The organism is Hymenobacter arizonensis (genome assembly GCF_900115775.1).
Lineage (GTDB): Bacteria > Bacteroidota > Bacteroidia > Cytophagales > Hymenobacteraceae > Hymenobacter > Hymenobacter arizonensis.
Window position 1 is genome coordinate 172,518 of the sequence record NZ_FOXS01000006.1, and the last position, 22,899, is coordinate 195,416.

The window sequence follows — 22,899 nt, forward strand, 5'->3', positions numbered from 1 at the left end:
TTGAGGCGGGGGACAAATGTACCCCGCTCCAACGCCTTACTGCCCAACTTAGTTTAGATAAGCGTGCCAGTTCTGGTCAATCGTGCCCGCCGAGAGCTTGAGAAACCCCGCCAATGTGGGCTTCTTCGGTTGCTGCCGAATGGTGAGGCCGGCCTCGTTGGGCGTGTGGTGGCCCTTGGCGTGGTTGCAGCGAGAGCAGGCAGTCAGGAGGTTAGTCCAGCTCGACTCGCCGCCGCGGGAGCGCGGCACCACGTGGTCGAGGGTCAGGTTCTTGGTAGAACCACAATACTGGCACTCGAAATGGTCGCGCTTAAAAATATTATGGCGGCTCAGGGCAATACCTTTGTAGGGCACGCGCACGTAGCGCTGCAGGCGAATGATGCTCGGCTTGGGGTAGGCGTGCGAAATGGTGCGCAAAACACCTTGCTCCGACTTGGCTACCATTTCAGCTTTGTCGAGAAAAAGGAGCACGAAAGCCTTTTGCACGCTACACAGGGTGATGGCGGTATAGTCGCCATTCAGCACTAATACTTTTTGGTCCATACACGCTTGGGGCTCGGATAACCCGCCGAAAGCTAGCGGTTTCCAAGCGGATAAACAAGCGCGGAATAGTTAAGTTCAACGGTGTTCGAGACGTTTTTAACGCAGTGGCACCTTACCCCCTGACCCCCTCTCCAAAAAAGAGGGGGTCAGGGGGTAAGGTGCCACTGGGACGGTGCGTTAGGGCCTCCCCTACTCTGGCAGCAGGCGCTTCAGCAGCCGTAACTTATGCGAGTAGCGCTGGCGGCCGCGGTTGTAGATGCCGTTGTGGTCAAGTGGGTCGATGCGGACTTCGCCGTGGGCGTGCAGGATTTGGCCTTCGTCCACTACCATGCCTACGTGCACGATGCGGCCCTCGGCGTTGTCGAAAAAGGCGAGGTCGCCGGGCTTGGCCTGGGCCACGAAGTGCACGGGGCGGCCGTGGTCAATCTGCTGGCGGGCGTCGCGCGGGAGCTGAATGCCTACGAGACCATACAGCTGCTGGCAAAGACCGGAGCAATCGAGGCCAAAGATGCTTTTGCCACCCCACACGTAGGGCGCTTTCAGGTAGAGCAGGGCCATTTTGCGGAGCAGCGCAGCCTGGCGGGCGGGGTCGGGCGCGGCGGTGGGGTTGGTGGCGGTGCCGTTGAAAAAATACTGCTGGTCGCCGAGCCGCAGGTTCATGCCATCGAAAAAGGGTAGGCGGCAACCCAGCGTGAGAGGTATCTTGGTCGTAGCGTCGCTCACGGCCTGCACCACATCGAGGGCGCGGGGGTGGTCCTGGGCGCACCACGCGGCATAATATTCGCCCGAGACGGGTGTGTGCTGCTTGGCGTCCATCCAGCCCACGTAGCCGTCGGCGGCCAGCTGCACTTGCAGCCAGCTGTCCTGGGTGACCAGTATTTGGTAACATTCGCCGAAGAGGAGTTGGGTAACCAGCTCGGCCCGGTCAGTGGGCTCGGCACGGACGGGGACAGCGCTCAAGGCGCAGATACCGGGGTTCAAAGCGTTAAAATTATGAACTAGTGGGTGGTGAGTTGATGCAAAGAACGGCAGCTATCTGCTAACTCACTCTTTCACCATCTCACCAATTCACTGCTACATGCGTTCCATGTCGCGCTTCTGGGCTTTTTCCTTGAGGTCGTTGCGCTTGTCGAACAGCTTTTTGCCTTGAGCCAGGGCGATTTCAATTTTGGCAAAGCCGCGGTCGGTTACGAAAAGGCGCAAGGGAATGATGGTGAGGCCCTGGTCGACGCTTTTGCCGGCAAGCTGTTTGAGCTCACGCTTGTTGAGCAGGAGCTTGCGCTCGCGCATGGCGTCGTGGTTGTTGTAAGTACCCAGTGAATAAGGAGCGATGCGGATGGAGTGAATCCAGAGGCTGCCGTCGGTGTGGAAGAGGCAATAGCCGTCGGTCAGGTTCACGTTGCCTTCGCGGATGCTTTTGATTTCGGTGCCTTGCAGCATAACGCCCGCGTCGTATTTGGCCAGGAAGGTGTATTCGTGGCTGGCGCGGCGGTTTTTGATGTTGATGATGGCGGGTTTATCGTCTTTGGCCATGCTTAATTAGTTATCAGTTGCTCGTTGCCCGTTGTTATGCCAACGGTGCGGGGGATTGGGGTGAGGCAGCTTCGGCTTGTAGGGCGGCAAAGCGAGCTGCCAGGCGGGTCCGGGCTACGATGCGTTGGCCGGTGTGGCCGGTGGCTACGAGGCGTGCGCCTACCCGAGCTTCTACGGCACAACGCAGCGCGGGGCCGTCGAGGGTGCCAAAGGTAGCCGTTAGAACCACGGTTTCGCCGGCAAAGGCGGGGGCGTGGTGCTGAATGGAAAGTTCGGTGCCGATGCCTTCCTCATCGGCAGCCTTCATCTCCAGTACAAAAAGGCGGGCAGCCCACTCCATCTCACGGCCCAGCGCGAAGGTGCTGAGCACTTGGTGCACCAAGCCGCCGGTGTCCGGGCCAAAGTCGGCAAAGTCTTCTGGCCGCACGGTGTAGTGGTGGGTTTTGACGTCGCCGGGGTGGAAAGGATTGGTCATGTGTATAGCGCGGTCGTACCCGGAGGGACTCTGTAGTCCGCGTCCCAGAACGATAATTGTAGCAAAAGCTTTAAAGGCGCGGGGACGCGGACTACAAAGTCCCTCCGGGTACGACCGCGCTACACTCGCACTACGTCAGCTTCAGGCGCGGGTCGGGGCTGGTAAGTTGGGTGGCGAAGTCGCCGGCTTCGTATTGAAAATGCGCCGTCATGGCCACCATGGCCGCATTGTCGGTGCAAAAGGCAAAGTCCGGGATGAATACTTCCCAGCCTTGGGCTACCGCTTCGGCCTCCAGGGCGGTGCGCAGGCCGGAGTTGGCGGCCACGCCACCGGCCAGGGCAACCTGCGTGAGGCCAGTGTCGGCCACAGCACGGCGGAGTTGGCGCAGCAGCGTGGCCACAATGGTGTGCTGAATGCTGGCGCAGAGGTCGGCCAAGTTCTCGGCCACGAAGCCGGGATTGGCGGCCGTTTCCTTTTTCAGGAAATAAAGCACCGAAGTTTTCAGGCCGCTGAATGAGAAGTCATAGCCGGGCATGGCGCCTACCGGAAACGCAAACCGCGTGGGTTTGCCCTGACGAGCCAGCTTGTCGAGATGAGGGCCGCCGGGGTACGGCAGGCCGAGCAGCTTGGCGGTTTTATCGAACGCCTCGCCGGCCGCATCGTCGATGGTCTGGCCCATCACTTCCATTTCCAGCGCCGATTTCACGACCACCAGTTGGGTGTGGCCACCGCTTACGGTGAGGCAAAGGAAGGGAAAGCGCGGTTTGGGGTCGCGGATGAAGTGGGCCAGGATATGGGCCCGCATGTGGTTCACGGCCAGCAGCGGCTTGCCCAGGGCCAGGGCCAGGGTTTTGGCAAACATCCCTCCTACTAATAAGGACCCGAGCAGACCGGGGCCCTGGGTGACGGCCACAGCGTCGAGGTCGTCTTTGGTGATGCCGGCTTCTTTGAGGGCGGCCGTCACCACGGGCAGCAGGTGCTGCTGGTGGGCGCGGGAGGCCAGCTCAGGCACCACGCCGCCGTACTGCTCGTGTACTTTTTGGGTGGCCACCACGTTGCTGAGCAGCTGGCCGCCCGCTAGAACGGCAGCGCCGGTGTCGTCGCACGACGATTCGATGGCGAGAATGATGGGATGGGCAGGCATTCTGAGATTGAGGCTGTGTAGTACTTACAGTTAGGTCAACTTAACTAGTGGGCCTTGGTAGCACCAGCTGGTGTTTCCCTAAACAGCGCCATTGTTAATTTTGAATTATAAAATTTAAACCTGGGCCGTTAGGTCTGAGGTCATTAAATAACGCTGGCCGTTTGCAGGTGCGTGGGCTCCCGGTTAGTCGAAGTTCGTCAAGTGTTCGCGCCTGGCTACACACTGAGAAGGCTTACGGCAAAGGTAACGGTGCCATGCGAGGCTACACTTGTGCTTTCTATCAAGTAAGCTGAGGCAAGGCCGAAAGCGTTGAACCCAACTCCAAGCCCGGCCGTTCCCTTGGCTTGATAGTTGGTTGAGGGGCTCTGTAGTTGTCGCAAACGGCTAAAAAACCGCAACTTTGCAGATTACCTCGCGTTTCCCGCTTATTTCCATCCTACCCGGTGCGTCGTTTCTTCACCATTTTGCTAAAAATACTGCTGGGCATTGGGCTGGTAGTGGCATTGGCTATAGTGGTAACAATGGTGGCGCTGCGGGTGCCTAGCGTGCAAACGCGACTGGCGCACAAGGCTGCCGACGTGCTCACCGAGAAGCTGGGCCAACGTGTGACTATAGGGCGGGTAGATGTGCGGCCCTTTTCGAGCCTACTGCTAGAAGGCGTGCTGGTGCAGGACCGGGCCGGCGGCGAGCTGTTCAGCATTGGCCGCGCCGACGCCGACATATCCCTGTTTTCGGTATTTGACCTGCGGCACCTGCACATCGCCAAGCTCACGCTGAACGAGCCACGCTTCGTGCTAAAAAACCTGGCGGGGCAGCCCGACTCCACCACGTTCAACCAGTTTATGGCGGCGGTGCAGCGGCTGGTGGGCCCGAGCGACACCACAAGGTCGGCCCCGTTCGACTTTAAGATTGCCGATGTGGCCCTGCGCAATGGCCATTTTTCCATTATGAAGGAGGACGTGCCGCGGGCAAAAACCTACGGCCAGAGCATAGACTACGACCACATGCTGGTGGATAGCATCTACGCCGACGTTTCAAACATCCAATTGGGCGATACGCTGCGCCTGCGCATCAGCAACCTGCACGCGGTAGAAACACCTTCCAAAACGCAGCTGCGCGAAATCACGGCCGATATGACGTACGGGCCGCATTTCTGGGAGTTCGACAACCTGAGTCTGCGCGTGGGCCGCAGCCAAATCAAAGACTACGTGCGGTTTGAGTACCGCGTGTTCGGCAACTTTGCCGACTACAACGACTCGATGAAGACCATTGCCCGCCTGCGCAACTCGCGGGTGTACACGGACGACATCGCCAAGTTTGCGCCGCAGCTGGCCACTATGCACGACGCCATCACCATTTCGGGCGAGGCTTCGGGCTACGTGCGCGACTTCAAAGTGAACAACCTGGACGTGCGCTACGGCAAGGGCACGCACATAGTAGCCAAGCGCGCCCACGCCGACAACCTGCCCAACTACCGCGAAAGCTTCATCGACCTGCGCCTGCTGCCCTCCGTGGTGCGAACCAGTGACCTGAAGCGCTGGCTGCCGGCTTCGGCTAACAAGATTGTGCAACGCCTGGGCACTGTGAAGCTGCAGGGCCAGATACTGGGTTTCTACAGCGACTTTGTGGCCAATGCCTCGTTTGATACCGACCTGGGCTTTGTGGCAACGGATGTAAACCTCAAAACCCAAACTGACCTTACTCGCGCAGCCTACAAAGGCACGGTGCGCTCCAATGCGTTTCAGCTGGGCAAATTCCTGGGGGACGAAAGCGTGATTCGGGACGTAACCCTGAACGGGCAAGTGAACGGCGTGGGCTTTCTGCCTCCGGCGGCGCGGGGCCGGGCCAAAGCCACGGTGGCCAGCATTTGGCTGAACGGCTATCGCTACCGCAACATCACCTTCGACGGCGACTATCAGAAACAAGCATTCAGCGGTCAGTTGAGCATCAACGACCCCGCCGTGCGGATGGTGGCCAATGGTCGGGTTGACCTCGACCGCGCCCACCAGGACGTGGACATTAAGGCTAAAATTGACAGGGCCAACCTGCGCACCCTGGGCCTCACCGACCAGAACCTGACGGTGGCCACCACGGCCGACGTGAAGTTTCGCGGCGTGCAGCTCGATTCGCTCATTGGCCATGCCTACCTGCGCAAGTCGACTTTCAGCCTGGATGGCCGCGCGCTCAGCCTCGACACCCTGGACGTAATCAGCACCCGCAACGGCCGCAACGAGCGCCAAGTGACCGTGCGCTCCGAGGCGGTGGACGCGCGCGTGGCCGGCACCTTCAACACCTCCGACGTGGTGCGCGACGTGCAGACCCTGCTCACGGAATACCGCCTCAATTTTGAGAGTAATGACGTGGCCACGGCCGAGTATTACAGCCGCAAAAGACAACGCGAGTTGCCCGTGTATCAGATTGATTATCTGCTCAACCTGAAGCGGCCCAACCCGGTGTTGAAGCTGTTTGTGCCCGAGCTGCAGGTGGCCAACGGCAGCCGCATCGACGGCTCGTTCCGCAGCGGCGAAACGTCGATTTTCCAGCTTGGCGGCCACCTCGACAGCCTGCGCTACGGCCCGGTGCAGGCGATAAACAACGATTTCGACTTCCTGACATCGAAGCTGCCCTACAAGCCCGAGGTGCTGGCCCAGGCCAGCATCACGAGCGACCAGCAGGTGCTGCCCACGCTGGGGCGCACCGAAAAGTTTATTGTGGAGGGCGTGTGGGACCAGGAGCGCATCAATTTCTCGACCTCGCTGGCCCAAACCGGCACCACCAACCGGGCGACCATCAACGGCTCGCTGGGCTTTTTGCCACGGGCGGTGGAGGTTGTGTTCCGGCAGTCGGGCGTGCACTTGCTGGATAAGGAATGGACCATAGCGGAAAATAACTCGGTGCGCATTTCGGATTACGGACGGGAATTCGACATTTCGAACCTCACGTTTAGCAACGGGGTGCAGTTTGTAGGCGCGCAAGGCTTCATCTCGCCCGATGCCAGCAAGCCCGCGCTGCAGCTATTGATGAAGGACTTCGAGTTGGCCACGCTGAATACCCTGACCGGCCAGAACCTGCGGGGCCGCGTGAATGCGCAAGGCACCATGACCGGCGTGTACGGGCCGCTCACCATCAACAGCACGCTGGGCGTGGACTCGTTGATGTACGACGGCACCCTCATTGGGCAGGTGGCGGGCCGGGCCGATTGGGACAATACCGCCAGCAAGCTGCGCATGAACTTGGACGTGGCCCGCTCGGGCCAATCGGTGCTCACGGTGCTCGGTGACATTGCGCCCAGCGACGCCACCAACCAGTTCAACCTCACGGGCACGCTCAACGATGCGCCCGTGGTGCTGGCCCAGCCTTTTCTGGGCACGCTGTTCCGGAACCTGGGCGGCACCGGCCGGGGCGAGCTCCGCCTGACGGGCCGGTTTGACTCGCCTAATCTGCTGGGGCACGTCGACGTGAGCAACGGGCGCCTCACGTTCGGCTACCTGGGCACTACCTACACCTTCACCGACCGCATCACATTCACCAACCGGTCCATTGAATTCCGGAAAGTGCGGCTGCGCGACGTGCTGGGCAATACCGGCGTAGTAGATGGCATTGTGAGCCACCGCGGTTTCAAAGAAATGAGCCTGGACATTGCGGCCAATTTTCGCAAAATGCAGGTACTCAATACCACCCGCAAAGACAACGACTTGTATTTCGGCACGGCCTACGCTACCGGCACGGCTCGGGTAACCGGCCCGACGGACGACTTGGACATCAACGTGCGGGCCACCAGCGAGTCGGGCACCCGTATTTCGCTGCCCCTCGACAATGCCGCCCGGGCCCAGAAAGCCGGCTACATCACGTTTGTGAATAACAACACGGTCGGCGATACCGTGATAGTGAAAAAAGCCGAGCAGGTAACGGCCCAGCAGAAAGTCGACCTTTCGGGCCTGAAGCTCGACATGAACCTGACCATCACCCCCGACGCCTACCTGGAGATTCTGCTGGATGAAAGCACCGGTGACGTCATCCGTGGCTCGGCGGCAGGGCAGTTGCGCATGGCCATCGACACGCGGGGCGACTTCAACATGTTCGGGCAGGTAGAAATTGTGCGCGGCGCCTACAACTTCACGTTGCAAGGCCTGATTAACAAAGAGTTTGTCGTACGGCCGGGCGGCATTATCTCCTGGAACGGCGACCCGCTGGCCGGCGAAATGAACGTGACGGCTACCTATACCCAGCGCACCTCGCTGGCACCGGTGCTGGGCAACGCCAGCAACGGCAGCGCCGCGGTAGTGCCCGTTACGGCCGTGATGAACCTGAGCGGCCCGCTGCTGCTGCCGGCCATCAAGCTCAACCTGGAGTTCAACGATGCGCCGGGCACGCTGCAGGGCGACCTAGCCTTCTTCACGGCCTCGCTCCGCAACGACGAGCAGGAGCTTAACCGGCAAGTATTCAGCTTGCTCGTATTTAAACAGCTCTCGCCACAGGGCTCCTTTGGCAACACCATTTCTATTCGGGGCCAAGACAACACGGTGCAAAACAGCCTGGGCCAGATTTTGAGCACGCAGTTGGGCTTGCTCACCTCGCAAATCGACCAGAACCTGGAAATTGACTTCAACATCAACGGCCTCACCGCCGAGCAGCTGCAGGCCCTGCAAGTGCGCCTGAGCTACTCCTTCCTCAACGGTCGCCTGCGGGTAACGCGCGAGGGCGGCTTCACCAGCAACGCCAACCTGGTGAACGCAGGCACTGGTTTGCCCAACGCTGGCAACACTGCCGGCCAGGCCTCGCTGCTCGGCGACCTGAGCCTGGAATACTACCTCCGGCCCGACGGCAAGTTTCGCACCAAGCTGCGCTACGAAACCACGCCACGCGACCTGGAAACCATCAACCAGCCCCGCGCCGGCCTCTCGCTGCTGCACACCGAGCAGTTCAACACGTTTGGCGAGCTATTTAGCCGCAGAAACCCCCGACGGAGGGAGCGGAATACCCAAAAAGCCCGCGAAGGCCGCGAGGTATTGAATGTAGACGAGGACCCGCGCACGAATTTGTAGGGTAGGAAATCGGAAGGACGAAAGTAGAAGGACGGTTAAGCAATCCGGAAGGACAGTCGGACCTGATTATGGGATATTGTTTCCTGGCTCTTCAAAAAACTCCTACCCTCCTACCCCCGTACCCTCTTACCCTACTTCCGTTCCCGCTACCTTTGCCAAAATATGGCCGTTCCCATCTCCTCTTCCACCCGCAAGAAAAAGCTTGGCTCCTATCCTACCTTGCTGGTGGTGTTCAGCATCACGCTGGCGCTGGTGGTGATTGGGTTGTTTGGCTTGCTGCTGGTGCACGCGCAAAAGCTGTCGGAAGTGGTGCGCGAAAACCTGGAGGTGCAAGTGTACCTCGACCGCGAGCTGCCCGAGACGGAATTGCTGCGCTTGCAGCAGGACCTGGGCCAGTTGCCCTTCGTGGCCGAGCGCGACGGCAAGCCCCAAATCCGGTTTGTGAGCAAGGAAGAAGGCGCCCGCCAGCTGCTGCAAAGCACCGGCGAGGACTTCCGCCAGTTCCTGGGCGACAACCCGTTGCGCGACGCCTACGTGCTCAAAATCAAGCCCGAATATACCGACACCCTGCACCTGCGCCAGCTCAACCGGAGCGTGTCGGCCCAGCGCGGCGTGTTCGAGGTGCAGTACCCGCAAGACCTGTTTGCCAGCATCAACAACAACCTGACCCGGTTGAGCTTGGTGCTGCTGGGCTTCGCGGCCGTGCTGGTACTGGTGGTGGTCATTCTCATCAACAATACCATTAAGTTGGCTCTGTTTTCGCAGCGCTTTCTAATCCGGTCCATGCAACTAGTGGGCGCAACCCCGCTCTTTATTCAGCAGCCTTTCTTGCGACGGGCTACGTGGCAGGGCCTGGCCAGCGGCGTGCTGGCCTCGTTGTTGCTAGTGGCGCTGCTGCAATACGCCTACCTCGAAGTCGAGCCGTTGCGGCTCCTGCGCGATGACGTTGCCTTGGCTGTGCTCCTGCTGGGCGTGGTCGCTCTGGGGGTTATCATCGGCTTTTTCAGCTCTGCCCGCGCCGTACACAAATACCTAAAAATGTCGCTCGACGACCTGTATTAGTCAGTTATCATTTACCAATTAACATTTAACAGTTGGGCAGGCCCTCTGGGGCAGGCCGTTAAATATTGATTATTAGTGATAGTAGACCATTGTTAAATGATAATTGCTACCTATTAATGACACCTTCCCCTGCTCCTCGTTTTGCTTTTGGCCCGCGCAACTACCGCCTGATGTGGATAGGCCTGGCGGTACTGGCCGCCGGTTTCATCACCATGATGTTTGGCGACCGGGAAAACTACGGCGAGGATTTTGTAGGCATCACGCTGGGGCCGCTGCTGCTCATTGCCGGTTTTCTGGTTGAGTTTGCCGCCATCATGGTGCGCGATAAAAGCCTGGCTCAGACCATTGAAACCCCTGCCGATACTGCCAACGCCACGGTAGTTGCTGGTGCTCCCACTGCGGCCGCTCCCACCACTGCCCCTGCCTACAAACGCCCATATTAGTGGTTGCTGGCTAGTGTCTTGAGCTTGCGTTCTTGCACTACCCGCTCCCTTCTCTACCACTAATCAACTCCTTCCTTTTCTGTTAAAAATGACTTATTGGCACGCGCTGCTCCTCGCTATTGTGGAGGGCGTTACTGAATTCTTGCCCGTGTCCAGCACCGGGCACATGATTATTGCGTCTGCCCTGCTGGGTATTCCTGCTACCCCCTTCACTAAGCTTTATTTGGTCGTCATTCAGCTCGGAGCCATTCTATCGGTTTTTGCGGTGTATTGGCGGCGTTTTTTTCAGAGCATAGACTTTTACCTCAAGCTACTGGTGGCTTTTCTGCCGGTAGTGGTGGTGGGGCTGCTGCTCAAAAAGCACATCGACGCCCTGCTCGAATCCGTGACGGTGGTTGCCGCCACGCTGCTGCTCGGTGGCATCGTGCTGGTGTTTATCGACCGCTGGTTTCCGCAGGAAGACCCGGGCGAGGGCGGCCACCCCGTCACAAACCCGGGCTGGCGCCAGGCCTTTATTATTGGCGTGTTTCAGTGCCTGGCGGTAGTGCCGGGGGTCAGCCGCTCGGCGGCCACCATCATCGGGGGGCTCACCCAGAAGCTCACGCGCCGGGCCGCCGCTGAGTTTGCCTTCTTTTTGGCCATGCCGACCATGACGGCGGCGGCGGCCAAAGACCTGTACGACTTTTATACAGAAAGCGAAGCCGGCCTATCGATGCCCGAAATCAAGCTGTTGCTGTTCGGCAATGTGGTGGCGTTTATAGTGGCGTTGCTGGCCATCCGGGTATTTGTAGGCTTTGTCACGAAGTACGGTTTCCGGGCTTTTGGTGTCTATCGTATTATTGTAGGCGGCGTGTTGCTGATAATGTTGGGCTTGGGTGTTAATCTACAGTTGGTATGAGTGCGAAAACATTAGCTGAGTTTGATTTTGAGACGGGCGAAGTCCTCTTGCTCGACAAGCCCCTGACATGGACATCGTTTGATGTGGTACGGAAGGTTAAAAACGCCCTGCGTATCAAGAAAATCGGCCACGCGGGCACCCTCGACCCACTGGCTACCGGCCTGCTCATCCTTTGCACGGGCCGGAAAACCAAAGAAATCGACCTAATTCAGGCCCAGGAAAAAGAATACACCGGCACCTTCCGCCTCGGCGAAACCACGCCCAGCTTCGACCTGGAAACGGCCGTGGACATGGCCCGGCCCTACGCTCACCTCACCGATGAGGAGATTTTGGCGGCCACGCTGCCTTTCGTGGGCACCATTCAGCAAACGCCTCCGCTGTTTTCGGCCGTAAAGATTGACGGCAAGCGGGCCTACGAAATTGCCCGCAACGGCCAGGAAGCTGAAATCAAGTCCAAAACGGTTGAAATCAAAATTTTCGAGCTGACGCGCATTGCCCTGCCCGAGATAGACTTCCGGGTGGTGTGCTCCAAGGGCACGTACATCCGCAGTCTGGCGCGCGACCTGGGCGTGGCCCTGGGCTGCGGCGCTCACCTCACGCGGCTGGTGCGCACCCGCATCGGCGAGTACCGCGTCGAGGATGCTTTTTCGCTCGAAGCCATTCAGGCCCTGCGCCCGCCGCGGCCCGAAGGCGAAGGCCGCCCGCGCATCGAGCGCCCCCGCACGGCTCCCAACCGGGCCGGCCTGCAATACTATGCCGCCTTACAGGCCGATGCCCTGGCAGCCAAAGAGCACCAAGCAACCGAAACGGCCCCGGCGGCGCCCGAGTCCTCGCCCGAGTAGTCTCAGGGTAACGCCAGCAGCCAACCTCCGGCCGGAGGCCGAGTGGCTTCGGCGTGCAGTTCAGGTAAGGGCCCGTTACCTTCGTGGCACTTTCAATTCCCCTCATTCGCTTCTCCGGCGCCCCAATGCACGTCATCCGCGACCCGGCCCAGTTTCCTTTTCTCGGCAATGCCGTTGTCACAAGCGGCACGTTTGATGGCGTCCACGTGGGGCACCAGCGCATTCTGGCGCGGCTGCGCGAGGTAGCCCAGGTCAGTGGCGGCCCCGCCGTGGTCATCACTTACTGGCCCCACCCGCGGCTGGTGCTCGGGCCGCCCCCTTCCCACCCCGAGCTGCTGGAGTTGCAGCTGCTCAATACGCTGGATGAGCGGATAACCAAACTAGCCGAGCTGGGCGTTGATTACCTGCTGATTGTGCCCTTCACCAAGGAGTTTGCGCAGTGGACGTCGGAAGAGTACATCCAGAACCTGCTGCTGAAAACCGTGGGCGCCAAGCAGTTGGTGATTGGCTACGACCACCGCTTTGGTAAAAACCGGGAAGGCGGCTTCGACTACCTCAGCCAGCACGCCGACCGCTACGGCCTGACCGTGGAAGAAATCCCGCGCGAGGACGTGGACGCCGTGGGCGTGAGCAGCACCCGCATTCGCCAGGCCCTGCGGCAGGGCGACATCGCCACGGCCAACCGCTACCTTGGCTACCTCTACCCCGTTACCGGGCTGGTGGTGCACGGCCAGAAGCTGGGCCGCACCATTGGCTACCCCACGGCCAACATGGTCACGACCGAGCCGCTGAAGCTGGTGCCGGCCCGCGGCATCTACGCCGTGTGGGCCACCACGGCGGCGGGCACCCGGCACCCGGGCATGCTCAGCATCGGGGTGCGGCCCACCATCGGCCAGGACCTGGAACAGACCATTGAGGTGAACCTGCTGAATTTTAGCGGCGATTTATACGACCAGGAACTCACCTTGGAATTTGTGGCTTGGCTGCGGGCCGAAGAAAAATACGACGGCCTGCATGCGTTAACGGCACAATTATCGTTGGATGCTCAGAACACGCGGGCGGCGTTGGCTTTATAAGCTGCATTTCTTTACCATAGCCTTCTATTGATGAGTTACTTAAAATTATTTTTAGTGTGTGGTTGCTGGCTCTTTGCCATGGGTTCGGCTCAGGCGCAAGGAAAAATAACCGGCGTGGCGCTGGATTCGGTCACCAATGAGCCGCTGGCATTCGCCAGTGTGTTTCTGGCCAACACCACCCTGGGCGCGACCACTACTGAGCAGGGCAAATTTGAGTTTGCCCGCGTGCCGGCGGGCACATACGACATCGTGGGCTCGTACGTGGGCTACCGGCTAAGCAAGCAATCCGTGACGGTGGGCCCTACTCCCCAGCAAGTAACGTTGCGGCTGGCCCCCACCGGCAACCAGTTGGGAGAAGTGGTGGTCAAGCCCGCGCCCAACAAGCCGGAAGAATACGAGAAATTCTCCAAGCTATTCCTGGGCGGCACCACGTTCTCGGAGCAGTGCCGCATCAGCAACCCCGACCAAGTGCGCGTGCTCTACGACGACTCAACCAAGGAGCTCACCGTGCGGGCCAAAGAGTTTGTACAGATTGACAACGAGGCGCTGGGCTACCGCCTGAAGTACTACGGCCTGGATTTTAATTACGACGAAGAATCCGGGTCCATTTCCTACTATGGCCAGCCCGTGTTCGAGGAAATAAAGCCGCGCGATGACAAGCAGCGGCGCCAGTGGGCCGCCAACCGCGCCACGGCGTACCGGGGCTCGTTCATGCACTTTTTGCGCAGCGTGTACACCAACCGCATGCAGGCCGAAGGCTTCATGGCCCAGCAGGTGAAGGTGGTATACCACCCGCAATACGAGCGAGCGCAGGAACTGCGCCGCATCTTAGTGGAGAAAAAGCCCGATGGCCCGTTCACTGCGGCCGAAGAAGATTCGTTGTCCCGATGGGACGCCATGGCGCCGGTATCGGCAACGCTGAATCCGGCCCCGCTACCCATCGACAGCGTGCGCAGGGTTTCGGCCGACGGGCGCCGCACGTACCTGCGCTTCAACGGCGAACTGCAGGTGGCTTACTTCGGCGAGGCGCCCGACCCGCGCTACAAAAAACGGATGTCGCCGCTGGGCAGCGTTCCCGGCAAGACCTTTCCGGTCCAGCGCCAGGTATCGCGCCTGAAGCTGCGCGGCCGCCAGGCCGAGATTCAGGCCAACGGCTCCCTGATGAACCCGCTGGATGCTTACAATGGCGAGTACTGGGGTTTTGAGCGCATCGGCGAGTTCTTGCCCGTCGACTACGCGCCCACTACCGCGGCAGGGGCGGCGCCTGCTTCTTCGGCCCCGCCCGCAAAAGCGAGCAGCAGATAAATTTTGATTCCCGCGCTGACGGCTGTTTGACTGAGCCGGTGGAGTGCCATTCAACGCTACATTACCTGTAGCTGAATTGAAGGGCTTCGCCTGTTTAACCAGACAGCCGTTAGCTTTATCGCCGGCTCGCGCAACAGCAGTCCTTACTTTTGGATTGCCGGTTCATAAACCGCGGCTCTCGTTCATGCGCCTCTTGCGATTTTGCTTTCTGTTGGGCTTGGTGTTGATTGTCGGCCATGCGGCCCTCGCGCAGGGGCGGCTGAGCGGCGTAGTGCTGGACTCGGTGACGCGGCAGCCGCTGGCCTTTGCCAGTGTGTTCCTGGCCAATACTACCCTAGGGGCAACTACCACCGAGCAAGGGCAGTTTGTGTTTCCCAGCGTGCCCGCGGGCACCTACGACGTGGTGGGCTCTTACGTAGGCTACCGGCTTGCAAAGCAGGCCGTGGTGGTAGGAGCGGCACCCCAGCAGCTCACCCTGCAACTAGCGCCATCGGCCAACCGGCTGGCGGAGGTGGTGGTGCGGCCCAACCCCAATCGCGCATCCGATTACCAAAAGTTTGTGGAGCTGTTTCTGGGTAGAACTTCGTTTTCGCGTCAGTGCCGCATCCGCAACCCCGATGATGTGTTGGTAGATTTTGACCCTGCCGAGCGTGAGCTCACGGCTTCTGCCTACAAGTTTGTGTTGGTTGATAATCAGGCCTTGGGTTACCGCATCAAGTACTTTGGACTGCGGTTCTCCTGCAATTTTAAGAAGAGCGTTGTTACGTTTTATGGTGAGCCGGCATTTGAGGAAATGAAGGCGCGCAGCGCAAGGCAGCAAAGAGTTTGGGAGGCCAACCGTGCAAAAGCCTATCGCGGCTCACTTACTCATTTCCTGAAAAGTGTGCACGACAACCAAGTAACATCCGAGGGCTTTTTGGTTCAGAAGCTGCGCATTGTGCCCAACCGGCGCTACCCACGGGCCGACAGCTTGCGGCGGGAACTGGTTCGGAGCCGGCGCAACATACTTACGGCGGCTGAGAATGACTCTTTGGCGCGCTGGACAAAAGAGCCCAATGCTTTTTCGATGCTTTACACTGCCCCACGACCCATCGATAGCCTCCGACGGGTTTCCGCCGACGGGGCCCAGGTATTTCTGCGCTTCACCGACAACTTGCAGGTGAGTTACTTGCGCGAGTCTCCGGACCCGCTGTACCGGGTGCAAAGCAATTCGCTTACCGAACCGGCTGTGGCTCCGCCCACTGGTCGCCAAGTGTCGTTGCTTGTGCTGATGACTCGCGAAATGGAGATTCAACCCAATGGCCACCTCGTGAACCCGCTGGCCGTATTTACTGACGAATACTGGGGGTTCGAAAAAATGGGTGAATTTTTACCCCTTAATTACCAACCGCCGACTACGGGGCCCAGCCCCCAACCTCCCACCCAATGATAGACAAAACCGTTCCCAACGCCCAGGAAGCTCTGCAGGGCATCGCCGATGGCATGACCCTGATGCTCGGCGGCTTTGGCCTCTGCGGCATCCCCGAAAACTCGATTCAGGAGTTGCTCCGCCTGGGCGTAAAAAACCTCACTTGCATTAGCAACAACGCGGGCGTCGACGACTTCGGCATTGGCTTGTTGCTGCAAACCAAGCAGGTGAAGAAGATGATTTCCAGCTACGTAGGCGAGAACGCCGAATTTGAGCGCCAGCTGCTGAGCGGCGAGTTGGAGGTGGAGTTGATTCCGCAAGGCACCCTGGCTGAGCGCTGCCGGGCCGGTGGCGCCGGCATTCCGGCCTTCTTTACGCCGGCCGGCTACGGCACCGAAGTGGGCGAAGGCAAGGAAAGCCGCGAGTTCAACGGCAAGATGTACTTGCTGGAAACTGGCCTCATCGCCGATTTTGCCTTCGTGAAAGCCTGGAAGGGCGACACGGCCGGTAATCTGATTTACAAGGGCACGGCCCGCAACTTCAACCCCATGATGGCTACGGCTGGCAAAATCACGGTAGCTGAAGTGGAAGAACTGGTGCCCGCCGGCGAGCTCGACCCCAACCAGATTCATACGCCCGGCATTTTTGTGCAGCGCATCTACCAGGGCGAGCGCTACGAAAAGCGGATTGAGCAGCGCACGGTGCGCAGCTAGCAGCTGCGGAAAGCATAATTTAGGCCGCGTTCTGAAGAATTCCTTATTGCTATGAAAAGAAATTCCATTGCCTTTTTGCTGCTGCTGAGTGGCTATAGTGCAGTTGCTCAGGTAGCAGCTCCAGCAGCACCTAAAGCTCGGCGCGCAACAACCGCACGGGTAGCGGCGAAGCCCGTAGACGCGCAGCGCCTCGACCAGCTGTTGAAGGACTACACGGCCGATGGCCGCGTGCCCGGCACCATTGCGCTGGTGATGCGCGACGGAAAAGTGCTGTACCGCAAAGCGTTTGGCGTGGATGACCTAGCGGCCAAAACTCCGCTCCGCCCCGATGCCATTATGCGCATCGCTTCACAAACGAAAGCAGTGACCAGCGTGGGCCTCATGCTGCTGTACGAAGAAGGCAAGTTTCAGCTCGATGACCCCGTCTCGAAGTACCTGCCGGCTTTCGCTGACCCCAAGGTGCTGGCTACTTTCAATGAGAAAGACTCGACCTACACCACCGTGCCAGCCAAGGGGGAAATCACCATTCGGCAGCTGTTTACCCACACCTCGGGCATCAGCTACCCCGTAATTGGCAGCAGGGAAGCGAAAGCCATTTATGCCAAAGCGGGTATTCCCAGCGGCATTGGCACGCCAGGGGGCTCGTTGGCCAAGTCCATGGATGCGCTGGGGCCACTTCCGCTCATGCACCAGCCGGGCGAGCGGTTCACCTACGGGCTGAGCGTGGACGTGCTGGGCCGCCTGATTGAGGTGCTATCGGGACAGCCGCTCGACCAGTACCTGCGCACGCGCCTTTTTGAGCCATTGGGCATGAAGGATACCTGGTTCTACTTGCCCGCCGACAAGCAGGCACGGCTGGCCAAGCTCTATACCGAAGACGCCGCCAAAAACACCGTGCCGATGGCCCCGCGCGACGGCATGATTCCGGATTATCCCAAGGCGCAGGGCACTTATTTCTCGGGCGGGGCGGGTTTGTCGTCGACCATCGACGACTACGCGACCTTCCTGCAAATGATGCTGAACAACGGCACGCACAACGGGCGGCGCCTGCTCAAGCCCGCCACCGTGGCCCTCATTACCCAGAACCAAATGGGCGAGGTAAGCCAGGGCAACAACAAGTTTGGCCTCGGTTTCAGCATCACTACGGCCCAGAGCGCGGCCGCCAGGCAGCCGGGCCTCTCCGAAGGCTCCTACGAATGGGGCGGCATTTTTGGCACCACCTACTGGGTCGACCCCAAGCAAAAGCTGGTGGCCCTGATTTATACCCAGAAGTATCCCAGCGGCACGGCCCGCGACTTGGCCGACAAGTTCAAAACAGCAGTTTATCAGTCGTTTGTGCCGCAGTCAGCAGCCGAAGCCAGTTCCGCACTGCCGGCAGCCAAATAACATTCCACCTCTCCCATAACCCACCCACAAAATCCGCGAAATCCGATTAATCCGGATGAATCCGTGGTTCAGACAACCTTATGCTAGACAAACACGGCATCGCCCGGCGCATCGCCCAGGAAGTAAAAGACGGCTCCTATGTTAACCTCGGCATTGGCATTCCCACGCTGGTGGCCAACTACATACCGGCTGGCATCAACGTGGAGTTGCAGTCCGAAAACGGCTTGCTGGGCATGGGCCCCTTCCCCACCGAAGAAGAAGTAGACCCGGACCTCATCAACGCTGGTAAGCAGACCGTGACCACCCTGCCCGGCTCCAGCATCTTCTCCTCGGCCGACTCGTTCGGCATGATTCGCGGCGAGCACGTGGACCTGACCATTCTCGGCGCTATGGAGGTTTCGGAGCGCGGCGACATTGCCAACTGGAAAATTCCCGGCAAGATGGTGAAAGGCATGGGCGGCGCCATGGACTTGGTGGCATCGGCCAAAAACATCATCGTGGCCATGCAGCACGTAGCCAAAGACGGCTCCAGCAAGCTTCTGCCCGACTGCACCTTGCCCATTACGGGCTTGCACTGCGTGAAAAAAATTGTAACCGAGCTGGCTGTGCTCGACGTGACGCCCGACGGCTTTGTGCTGCGCGAACGCGCCCCGGGCGTGAGCGTGGAGCAGATTATAGCTGCTACGGCTGGCAAGTTGGTGGTGCCCGAAGGCGAGGTGCCCGAGATGCAGGGCGTATAGCAAACAACTGGTGAGATTTGAACTAGCCAAGTCGAAGCAGAGGCGTTGTGGGGCGGCCTTCATGCAAAAACCGTGAATCAACAGCAGAGGGCACTAGCTTACTCTCCCGCCGCCATTACCGCCTGAGATGTTGCTTTTGCCTTTGATAAACTGGGCTGTACCAGCACCTTGCCTTGCCTAAACAAAGCAATGCGAGGTGCATTGCAGTGAGGAGCCTGTGCCTGCCGCTTCAGTGCCACAACGTAGGACGCGCAATCATTTTGCACCGTTCTGCCTGAATTTGCGTTAAGTACCCCGTTGGCCTCCTCAGGTTATAGCTTTTTTAACGGGTAATTTTAATGGGCCGAACCGTTGCCACTAGCAGCAGTTGCACCTCCGCCCCCGTTCTCTTTCGCAGTTTCGTTTTCAACAATATGGCAACTTCTTCAAACGGCAAAACCGCTCCTAGCGGCTCCCACGCCAAAAAAGTGGGCAAACCCAATCCGGCAATGGCAGGCTTGGAACTCCTCACGCCTACCGCCGTGCCAGCCCACAAGCTGGTGCTTCGCACGCTGCGCCGCTCCGATTTTAAGGCGGTGAAGGAAATCATGGACAAGGTGTATTCCAACATGGAAGGCGCCTGGGCTGCCGATGAGTTTGCGGCCCTGCTTCGCAAATTTCCCGAAGGCCAGATTGGCATTGAGGACAACGGCCGCCTGGTGGCCGCCGCCCTGGCCATCATCGTGCAATACAGCGACTTCGGTGACAAGCACACTTACGCTAAGATTACGGGTCATGGCAAGTTTGACACGCACAACGATAACGGCGACACCCTGTACGGCGTCGACGTTTTTGTAGACCCCGAGTACCGGTCGCTCCGATTGGGCCGCCGCCTCTACGACGCCCGCAAGGAGCTGTGCGAGAACCTGAACCTGCGCGCCATGGTGGCCGGCGGCCGCATTCCCGGCTACGCCGCCTACGCAGGCGAGATGACCCCGGCTAAGTACGTGGAGATGGTGCGTAACAAGGAATTGGTCGACCCCATCCTCACGTTCCAGCTCTCGAACGAGTTTTACGTGCGGAAAATTATCCGCGGCTACTTGCCCTACGACTCCGAAAGCAAGGCTTTTGCCACGCTGCTCGAGTGGATTAACGTGTACTACGAGGAAGAGGAAAAGCTCATCGGCAATACCAAATCCAACGTCCGCATCGGCATTGTGCAGTGGCAGATGCGCGCCACGCGCAGTCTCGAAGACTTGCTGCAGCAGATTGAGTTCTTCGTGGACACGGTGTCGGGCTACAAATCGGACTGTGTGATGTTTCCCGAATTTTTCAACGCCCCGCTCATGGCGCTGACGAATGAGGATTCGCCGGCAGTGGCCATCCGGGCCATGGCGGCCTTCACTGAGCCTATCAAGGCGAAGATGATGGAGCTGGCCGTGAGCTACAACATCAATATTGTGGCTGGCTCGATGCCGGTGTATGAGAACGAGAAGCTGCACAACGTGGCCTACCTCTGCCGCCGCGACGGCACCGTGGACGAGCAGTACAAGCTGCACGTGACCCCCGACGAAGCCAGCTACTGGGGCATGCGCGGCGGCGACAAGCTCAAGTGCTTCGACACCGACTTCGGTAAAATCGGCATCTTAGTGTGCTACGACGTGGAGTTCCCCGAGTTGGCCCGCATGCTGAGCGAAGAAGGCGTAAAAATCCTGTTCGTCCCTTTCTGGACCGACACCAAAAACGCCTACCAGCGCGTGCGCATCTGCGCCCAGGCCCGGGCCATTGAGAACGAATGCTACGTGGCCATTACCGGCTCGGTGGGCAACCTGCCGCGGGTCGAGAACATGGACATTCAGTACTCGCAGAGCGCCGTATTCAGTCCTTCGGACTTTGCCTTCCCCCACGACGCCATCGTGGCCGAGGCTACGCCTAACACCGAGATGACCCTTATTGCTGACCTCGACCTCGACTTGCTCAAGGACCTGAACACCAGCGGCGCCGTGCGAAACCTGCGCGACCGCCGCCGCGACCTGTACTCGTTGAGCTGGACTATCAAAAAGACCGAGCGCGACGAGGAATTGCTGGAGCAGGGCGTGGAGCGCCTGCCGCGCACCAGCCGCCGCAAGGCGGTTGCGGCCGGCTAAAAGTTAGCTTGTTAAATATCTACTGATAACCGGCCCTACATAGTGACTATGTAGGGCCGGTTTTTTGTTTGTCTACTTTAACTGTCGAAACCTGCTATTCTTTAAGCACCGAGTAGTTTATAGTAAACCACTGTGGCGTGCAGGGTGCCGTCGCCGTTCTGGGCATAACTAGGTATGACTCCGGCTATCTGGTAGTGCAAGGATTGGTAAAGGTGCTCGGCAGCATCGCCCTGCCGGGTGTCGAGCACCAGCGTGATGCGGCCTAGCTCCACTGCTTTGGCTTCGAGGGCGCACAGCAGCAGCCGTCCAATGCCCAAGCGGCGAGCGGAGCGGTGCACCATCATTTTAGCTACTTCGGCCCGGTGGCTGCCGTTGCTTTGAAGAGCCAAGGCCAGCTGCACGGTACCCACTATTTCCTTGTTGCCCCCGTGGCGGGCCACAAACAAGACCAGCGTACCCGCCCGAACACTCTGCTGCACTCGCCGCCAGAAGCTGCTGGCTTCTTCCGCGGGAAGCGGAGGCAAAAACCCCAGCGCGGCTCCCGATGCAATAGCATCCTGAAACAAAGCCACCAACTGCGGCAATGCCTGCTCAATCTGTTCGGAGGCTAGGGTTGAAATAATGGGGTTCATGGCGTGTCGTATCTATTGTATAGAGAAGGATAAGTGAAAATAACTGCGGCGCGCAAGCCCGGTAGCTCCAAAGCCTGCGCTTGCAAAGCCGAGTTCAGGTTTGCCCGGCAAGGCTGCGGGACTCTCAGTGCAGAATGAGAATCATCAATGCCAACTTCAATCAACCCCGGCAAGATAGCCAGACAGGCTTTTGTGCGTAAACTGCACCTCCAAGTTGTTTCTCTGCCTTTTTACATCACCCAATAAAACATGCGCGCTTTCATCACCGGAGCCAACCGGGGCCTGGGCCTCGAACTAACCCGCCAGTACTTGGAGCGTGGCGACCAAGTGTTTGCCGCCAGCCGCAACCCCGCCGAGGCGGCTGAGTTGCAGCAGCTCCACCAACAGTACGTCGACCGCCTCGTGCTCCTGCCCCTCGACGTAACCGATGCAGCATCTATTGCGGCCGGCGTCCAGGCTGTGAGCAGCAACACCGATGCGCTCGACGTGCTCATTAATAATGCCGGGGTGTATCCGCACGCGGGTTCCGGCGACGCCCATCAACGCTTGGGCCAACTCACCCACGACGATGCCATCGAGACCATGCAAGTGAATGCCATTGGGCCGCTGCTGGTGTCACAGGCACTTCTGCCGTTGCTGCGCGCCGGCAACAAGGGCCGCATCCTGAGCATTTCTTCGGGCCAAGGCTCCCTCACCTGGAAAGCCACCGGCGACCCCTACCACTACAGCGCCAGCAAGGCGGCCCTGAATATGTACATGCGCAGCCTGGCCGCCGAAATCGGCCATATGGGCCTCATCTCGGTAATAGTGGACCCGGGCTGGATGCGTACCGACATGGGTGGCGACCATGCCACCCAGGACCCCGCCGACTCGGCCCGCGGCATCATCCGCCTCACCGACCAACTGCACGCCGAGGAAAACGGCAGCTTCGTTACCTGGCAGGGGCAACCCGTCCCTTGGTAGGCCACATGCCTTTTTAGGCTGTTCTATTTTGTGACAGCCATACTAAATCTTACTACAGGATGCCCGTTTGTTGAGCAATCATCCAGCGGGCATGCTTTTTATGATTAGGAGCCCAAATTAAAAATAGAGGTTGAAACACCATTCATAAGCGCTTGTCAAGCTATTCAAAGGCCAATCTTATGTAAGAATTATATCCTTAGTTTTAAGGGGATGAATAGACAAAAAATTGAGCACAACTTAAGCGAAGCAAATTGGGGTCACTTGAGACCAGCTACTATAACGCTTGATAAACGAATAAGGCGGTCAATAACGAGTAGAAACGCTGTTACCTAAGCTTACACCTCATAATTTAAGACTTGCTCAATTCAATACTTCGGGTCGGATTGTATTATTCCTAGTTCTATAGCTCCACAAGTTAGGCAGTAGTATTTTTTTGTATGCATTATGTCTTATAATCCGTGTTCGACTCAGAAATAATAGGTTAATCAGGCTGCAGTAACCTTTTATCATAGGTCCAGCAAATTTGATAGCTGACTATTTATTCTTACACCAATCCTATTTTTAG

Annotated in this window: 19 protein-coding genes; 13 read left to right on the forward strand and 6 right to left on the reverse strand. The window is 58.9% G+C overall.

The features are described 5' to 3' along the window. Positions 1–48: 48 nt before the first annotated feature. The 5 genes from BMZ66_RS19320 to tsaD form a co-directional block, all read right to left on the reverse strand. Positions 49–543 (reverse strand): HNH endonuclease, encoded by a 495-nt coding sequence (locus tag BMZ66_RS19320; protein WP_092677388.1) that lies wholly within the window; start codon positions 541–543, stop codon positions 49–51. 189 nt (positions 544–732) lie between these two features. Then, positions 733–1,503, reverse strand: coding sequence for a C40 family peptidase (locus tag BMZ66_RS19325; RefSeq protein ID WP_092677390.1), 771 nt, complete (start codon positions 1,501–1,503; stop codon positions 733–735). Between the two features lie 114 nt (positions 1,504–1,617). After that, positions 1,618–2,076, reverse strand: coding sequence for an SsrA-binding protein SmpB (smpB, locus tag BMZ66_RS19330; protein ID WP_092677392.1), 459 nt, complete (start codon positions 2,074–2,076; stop codon positions 1,618–1,620). A gap of 34 nt (positions 2,077–2,110) precedes the next feature. Then, positions 2,111–2,551 carry a thioesterase family protein gene (locus BMZ66_RS19335; protein ID WP_092677394.1) on the reverse strand — a complete coding sequence of 147 codons (441 nt, stop codon included), beginning with the start codon at positions 2,549–2,551 and terminating at the stop codon, positions 2,111–2,113. 130 nt (positions 2,552–2,681) lie between these two features. Next, complete coding sequence (gene tsaD, locus BMZ66_RS19340) at positions 2,682–3,695, reverse strand: tRNA (adenosine(37)-N6)-threonylcarbamoyltransferase complex transferase subunit TsaD (protein WP_092677396.1); 1,014 nt, start codon at positions 3,693–3,695, stop codon at positions 2,682–2,684. A 443-nt stretch (positions 3,696–4,138) separates the two neighbouring features. Here tsaD and BMZ66_RS19345 point away from each other — a divergent pair, with 443 nt between their 5' ends. The 12 genes from BMZ66_RS19345 (at position 4,139) to BMZ66_RS19400 (ending at position 20,739) form a co-directional block, all read left to right on the forward strand. Beyond that, positions 4,139–8,740, forward strand: a complete 4,602-nt coding sequence (locus BMZ66_RS19345) for a translocation/assembly module TamB domain-containing protein (protein ID WP_092677398.1) — start codon at positions 4,139–4,141, stop codon at positions 8,738–8,740. A 162-nt stretch (positions 8,741–8,902) separates the two neighbouring features. After that, positions 8,903–9,802 (forward strand): cell division protein FtsX, encoded by a 900-nt coding sequence (locus BMZ66_RS19350; protein ID WP_177204817.1) that lies wholly within the window; start codon positions 8,903–8,905, stop codon positions 9,800–9,802. Positions 9,803–9,918: 116 nt separating this feature from the next. After that, entirely contained in the window at positions 9,919–10,245 is a 327-nt protein-coding gene (locus tag BMZ66_RS19355; protein WP_092677399.1) for a DUF3098 domain-containing protein, read from the forward strand. A gap of 88 nt (positions 10,246–10,333) precedes the next feature. Beyond that, entirely contained in the window at positions 10,334–11,143 is an 810-nt protein-coding gene (locus BMZ66_RS19360; protein ID WP_092677401.1) for an undecaprenyl-diphosphate phosphatase, read from the forward strand. Further along, entirely contained in the window at positions 11,140–11,985 is an 846-nt protein-coding gene (gene truB, locus BMZ66_RS19365) for a tRNA pseudouridine(55) synthase TruB (protein ID WP_092677403.1), read from the forward strand. The genes BMZ66_RS19360 and truB overlap by 4 nt, the downstream gene beginning before the upstream one ends. A gap of 83 nt (positions 11,986–12,068) precedes the next feature. Continuing rightward, entirely contained in the window at positions 12,069–13,061 is a 993-nt protein-coding gene (locus BMZ66_RS19370; RefSeq protein ID WP_439645767.1) for a bifunctional riboflavin kinase/FAD synthetase, read from the forward strand. Between the two features lie 78 nt (positions 13,062–13,139). After that, complete coding sequence (locus BMZ66_RS19375; protein WP_177204818.1) at positions 13,140–14,366, forward strand: carboxypeptidase-like regulatory domain-containing protein; 1,227 nt, start codon at positions 13,140–13,142, stop codon at positions 14,364–14,366. Between the two features lie 184 nt (positions 14,367–14,550). After that, positions 14,551–15,795 (forward strand): carboxypeptidase-like regulatory domain-containing protein, encoded by a 1,245-nt coding sequence (locus tag BMZ66_RS19380; RefSeq protein WP_092677409.1) that lies wholly within the window; start codon positions 14,551–14,553, stop codon positions 15,793–15,795. After that, on the forward strand, positions 15,792–16,487 hold the full coding sequence (locus BMZ66_RS19385; RefSeq protein WP_092677411.1) for a CoA transferase subunit A: 696 nt from the start codon (positions 15,792–15,794) through the stop codon (positions 16,485–16,487). The genes BMZ66_RS19380 and BMZ66_RS19385 overlap by 4 nt, the downstream gene beginning before the upstream one ends. Before the next feature lie 51 nt (positions 16,488–16,538). Beyond that, complete coding sequence (locus BMZ66_RS19390; protein WP_092677412.1) at positions 16,539–17,873, forward strand: serine hydrolase domain-containing protein; 1,335 nt, start codon at positions 16,539–16,541, stop codon at positions 17,871–17,873. Between the two features lie 80 nt (positions 17,874–17,953). Continuing rightward, positions 17,954–18,613, forward strand: coding sequence for a CoA transferase subunit B (locus BMZ66_RS19395; RefSeq protein WP_092677414.1), 660 nt, complete (start codon positions 17,954–17,956; stop codon positions 18,611–18,613). Positions 18,614–19,101: 488 nt separating this feature from the next. Then, positions 19,102–20,739 (forward strand): bifunctional GNAT family N-acetyltransferase/carbon-nitrogen hydrolase family protein, encoded by a 1,638-nt coding sequence (locus tag BMZ66_RS19400; protein WP_234795182.1) that lies wholly within the window; start codon positions 19,102–19,104, stop codon positions 20,737–20,739. Positions 20,740–20,840: 101 nt separating this feature from the next. On the opposite strand, the gene BMZ66_RS19405 is transcribed toward BMZ66_RS19400, so the two are convergent. Then, entirely contained in the window at positions 20,841–21,371 is a 531-nt protein-coding gene (locus tag BMZ66_RS19405; RefSeq protein WP_092677416.1) for a GNAT family N-acetyltransferase, read from the reverse strand. 249 nt (positions 21,372–21,620) lie between these two features. Here BMZ66_RS19405 and BMZ66_RS19410 point away from each other — a divergent pair, with 249 nt between their 5' ends. After that, positions 21,621–22,334 carry an SDR family oxidoreductase gene (locus BMZ66_RS19410; protein WP_092677418.1) on the forward strand — a complete coding sequence of 238 codons (714 nt, stop codon included), beginning with the start codon at positions 21,621–21,623 and terminating at the stop codon, positions 22,332–22,334. Positions 22,335–22,899: the final 565 nt, after the last annotated feature.

Excerpts from the sequence above, each read along its gene's own strand:
- tsaD (WP_092677396.1), bottom strand. The coding sequence starts at position 3,695 with ATGCCTGCCCATCCCATCATTCTCGCCATCGAATCGTCGTGCGACGAC.
- BMZ66_RS19410 (WP_092677418.1), top strand. The coding sequence starts at position 21,621 with ATGCGCGCTTTCATCACCGGAGCCAACCGGGGCCTGGGCCTCGAACTA.
- BMZ66_RS19390 (WP_092677412.1), top strand. The coding sequence starts at position 16,539 with ATGAAAAGAAATTCCATTGCCTTTTTGCTGCTGCTGAGTGGCTATAGT.
- BMZ66_RS19400 (WP_234795182.1), top strand. The coding sequence starts at position 19,102 with ATGGCAGGCTTGGAACTCCTCACGCCTACCGCCGTGCCAGCCCACAAG.
- BMZ66_RS19385 (WP_092677411.1), top strand. The coding sequence starts at position 15,792 with ATGATAGACAAAACCGTTCCCAACGCCCAGGAAGCTCTGCAGGGCATC.
- BMZ66_RS19335 (WP_092677394.1), bottom strand. The coding sequence starts at position 2,551 with ATGACCAATCCTTTCCACCCCGGCGACGTCAAAACCCACCACTACACC.
- BMZ66_RS19360 (WP_092677401.1), top strand. The coding sequence starts at position 10,334 with ATGACTTATTGGCACGCGCTGCTCCTCGCTATTGTGGAGGGCGTTACT.
- BMZ66_RS19355 (WP_092677399.1), top strand. The coding sequence starts at position 9,919 with ATGACACCTTCCCCTGCTCCTCGTTTTGCTTTTGGCCCGCGCAACTAC.
- BMZ66_RS19405 (WP_092677416.1), bottom strand. The coding sequence starts at position 21,371 with ATGAACCCCATTATTTCAACCCTAGCCTCCGAACAGATTGAGCAGGCA.
- BMZ66_RS19395 (WP_092677414.1), top strand. The coding sequence starts at position 17,954 with ATGCTAGACAAACACGGCATCGCCCGGCGCATCGCCCAGGAAGTAAAA.
- smpB (WP_092677392.1), bottom strand. The coding sequence starts at position 2,076 with ATGGCCAAAGACGATAAACCCGCCATCATCAACATCAAAAACCGCCGC.
- BMZ66_RS19380 (WP_092677409.1), top strand. The coding sequence starts at position 14,551 with ATGCGCCTCTTGCGATTTTGCTTTCTGTTGGGCTTGGTGTTGATTGTC.
- BMZ66_RS19375 (WP_177204818.1), top strand. The coding sequence starts at position 13,140 with ATGGGTTCGGCTCAGGCGCAAGGAAAAATAACCGGCGTGGCGCTGGAT.
- BMZ66_RS19320 (WP_092677388.1), bottom strand. The coding sequence starts at position 543 with ATGGACCAAAAAGTATTAGTGCTGAATGGCGACTATACCGCCATCACC.
- BMZ66_RS19350 (WP_177204817.1), top strand. The coding sequence starts at position 8,903 with ATGGCCGTTCCCATCTCCTCTTCCACCCGCAAGAAAAAGCTTGGCTCC.
- truB (WP_092677403.1), top strand. The coding sequence starts at position 11,140 with ATGAGTGCGAAAACATTAGCTGAGTTTGATTTTGAGACGGGCGAAGTC.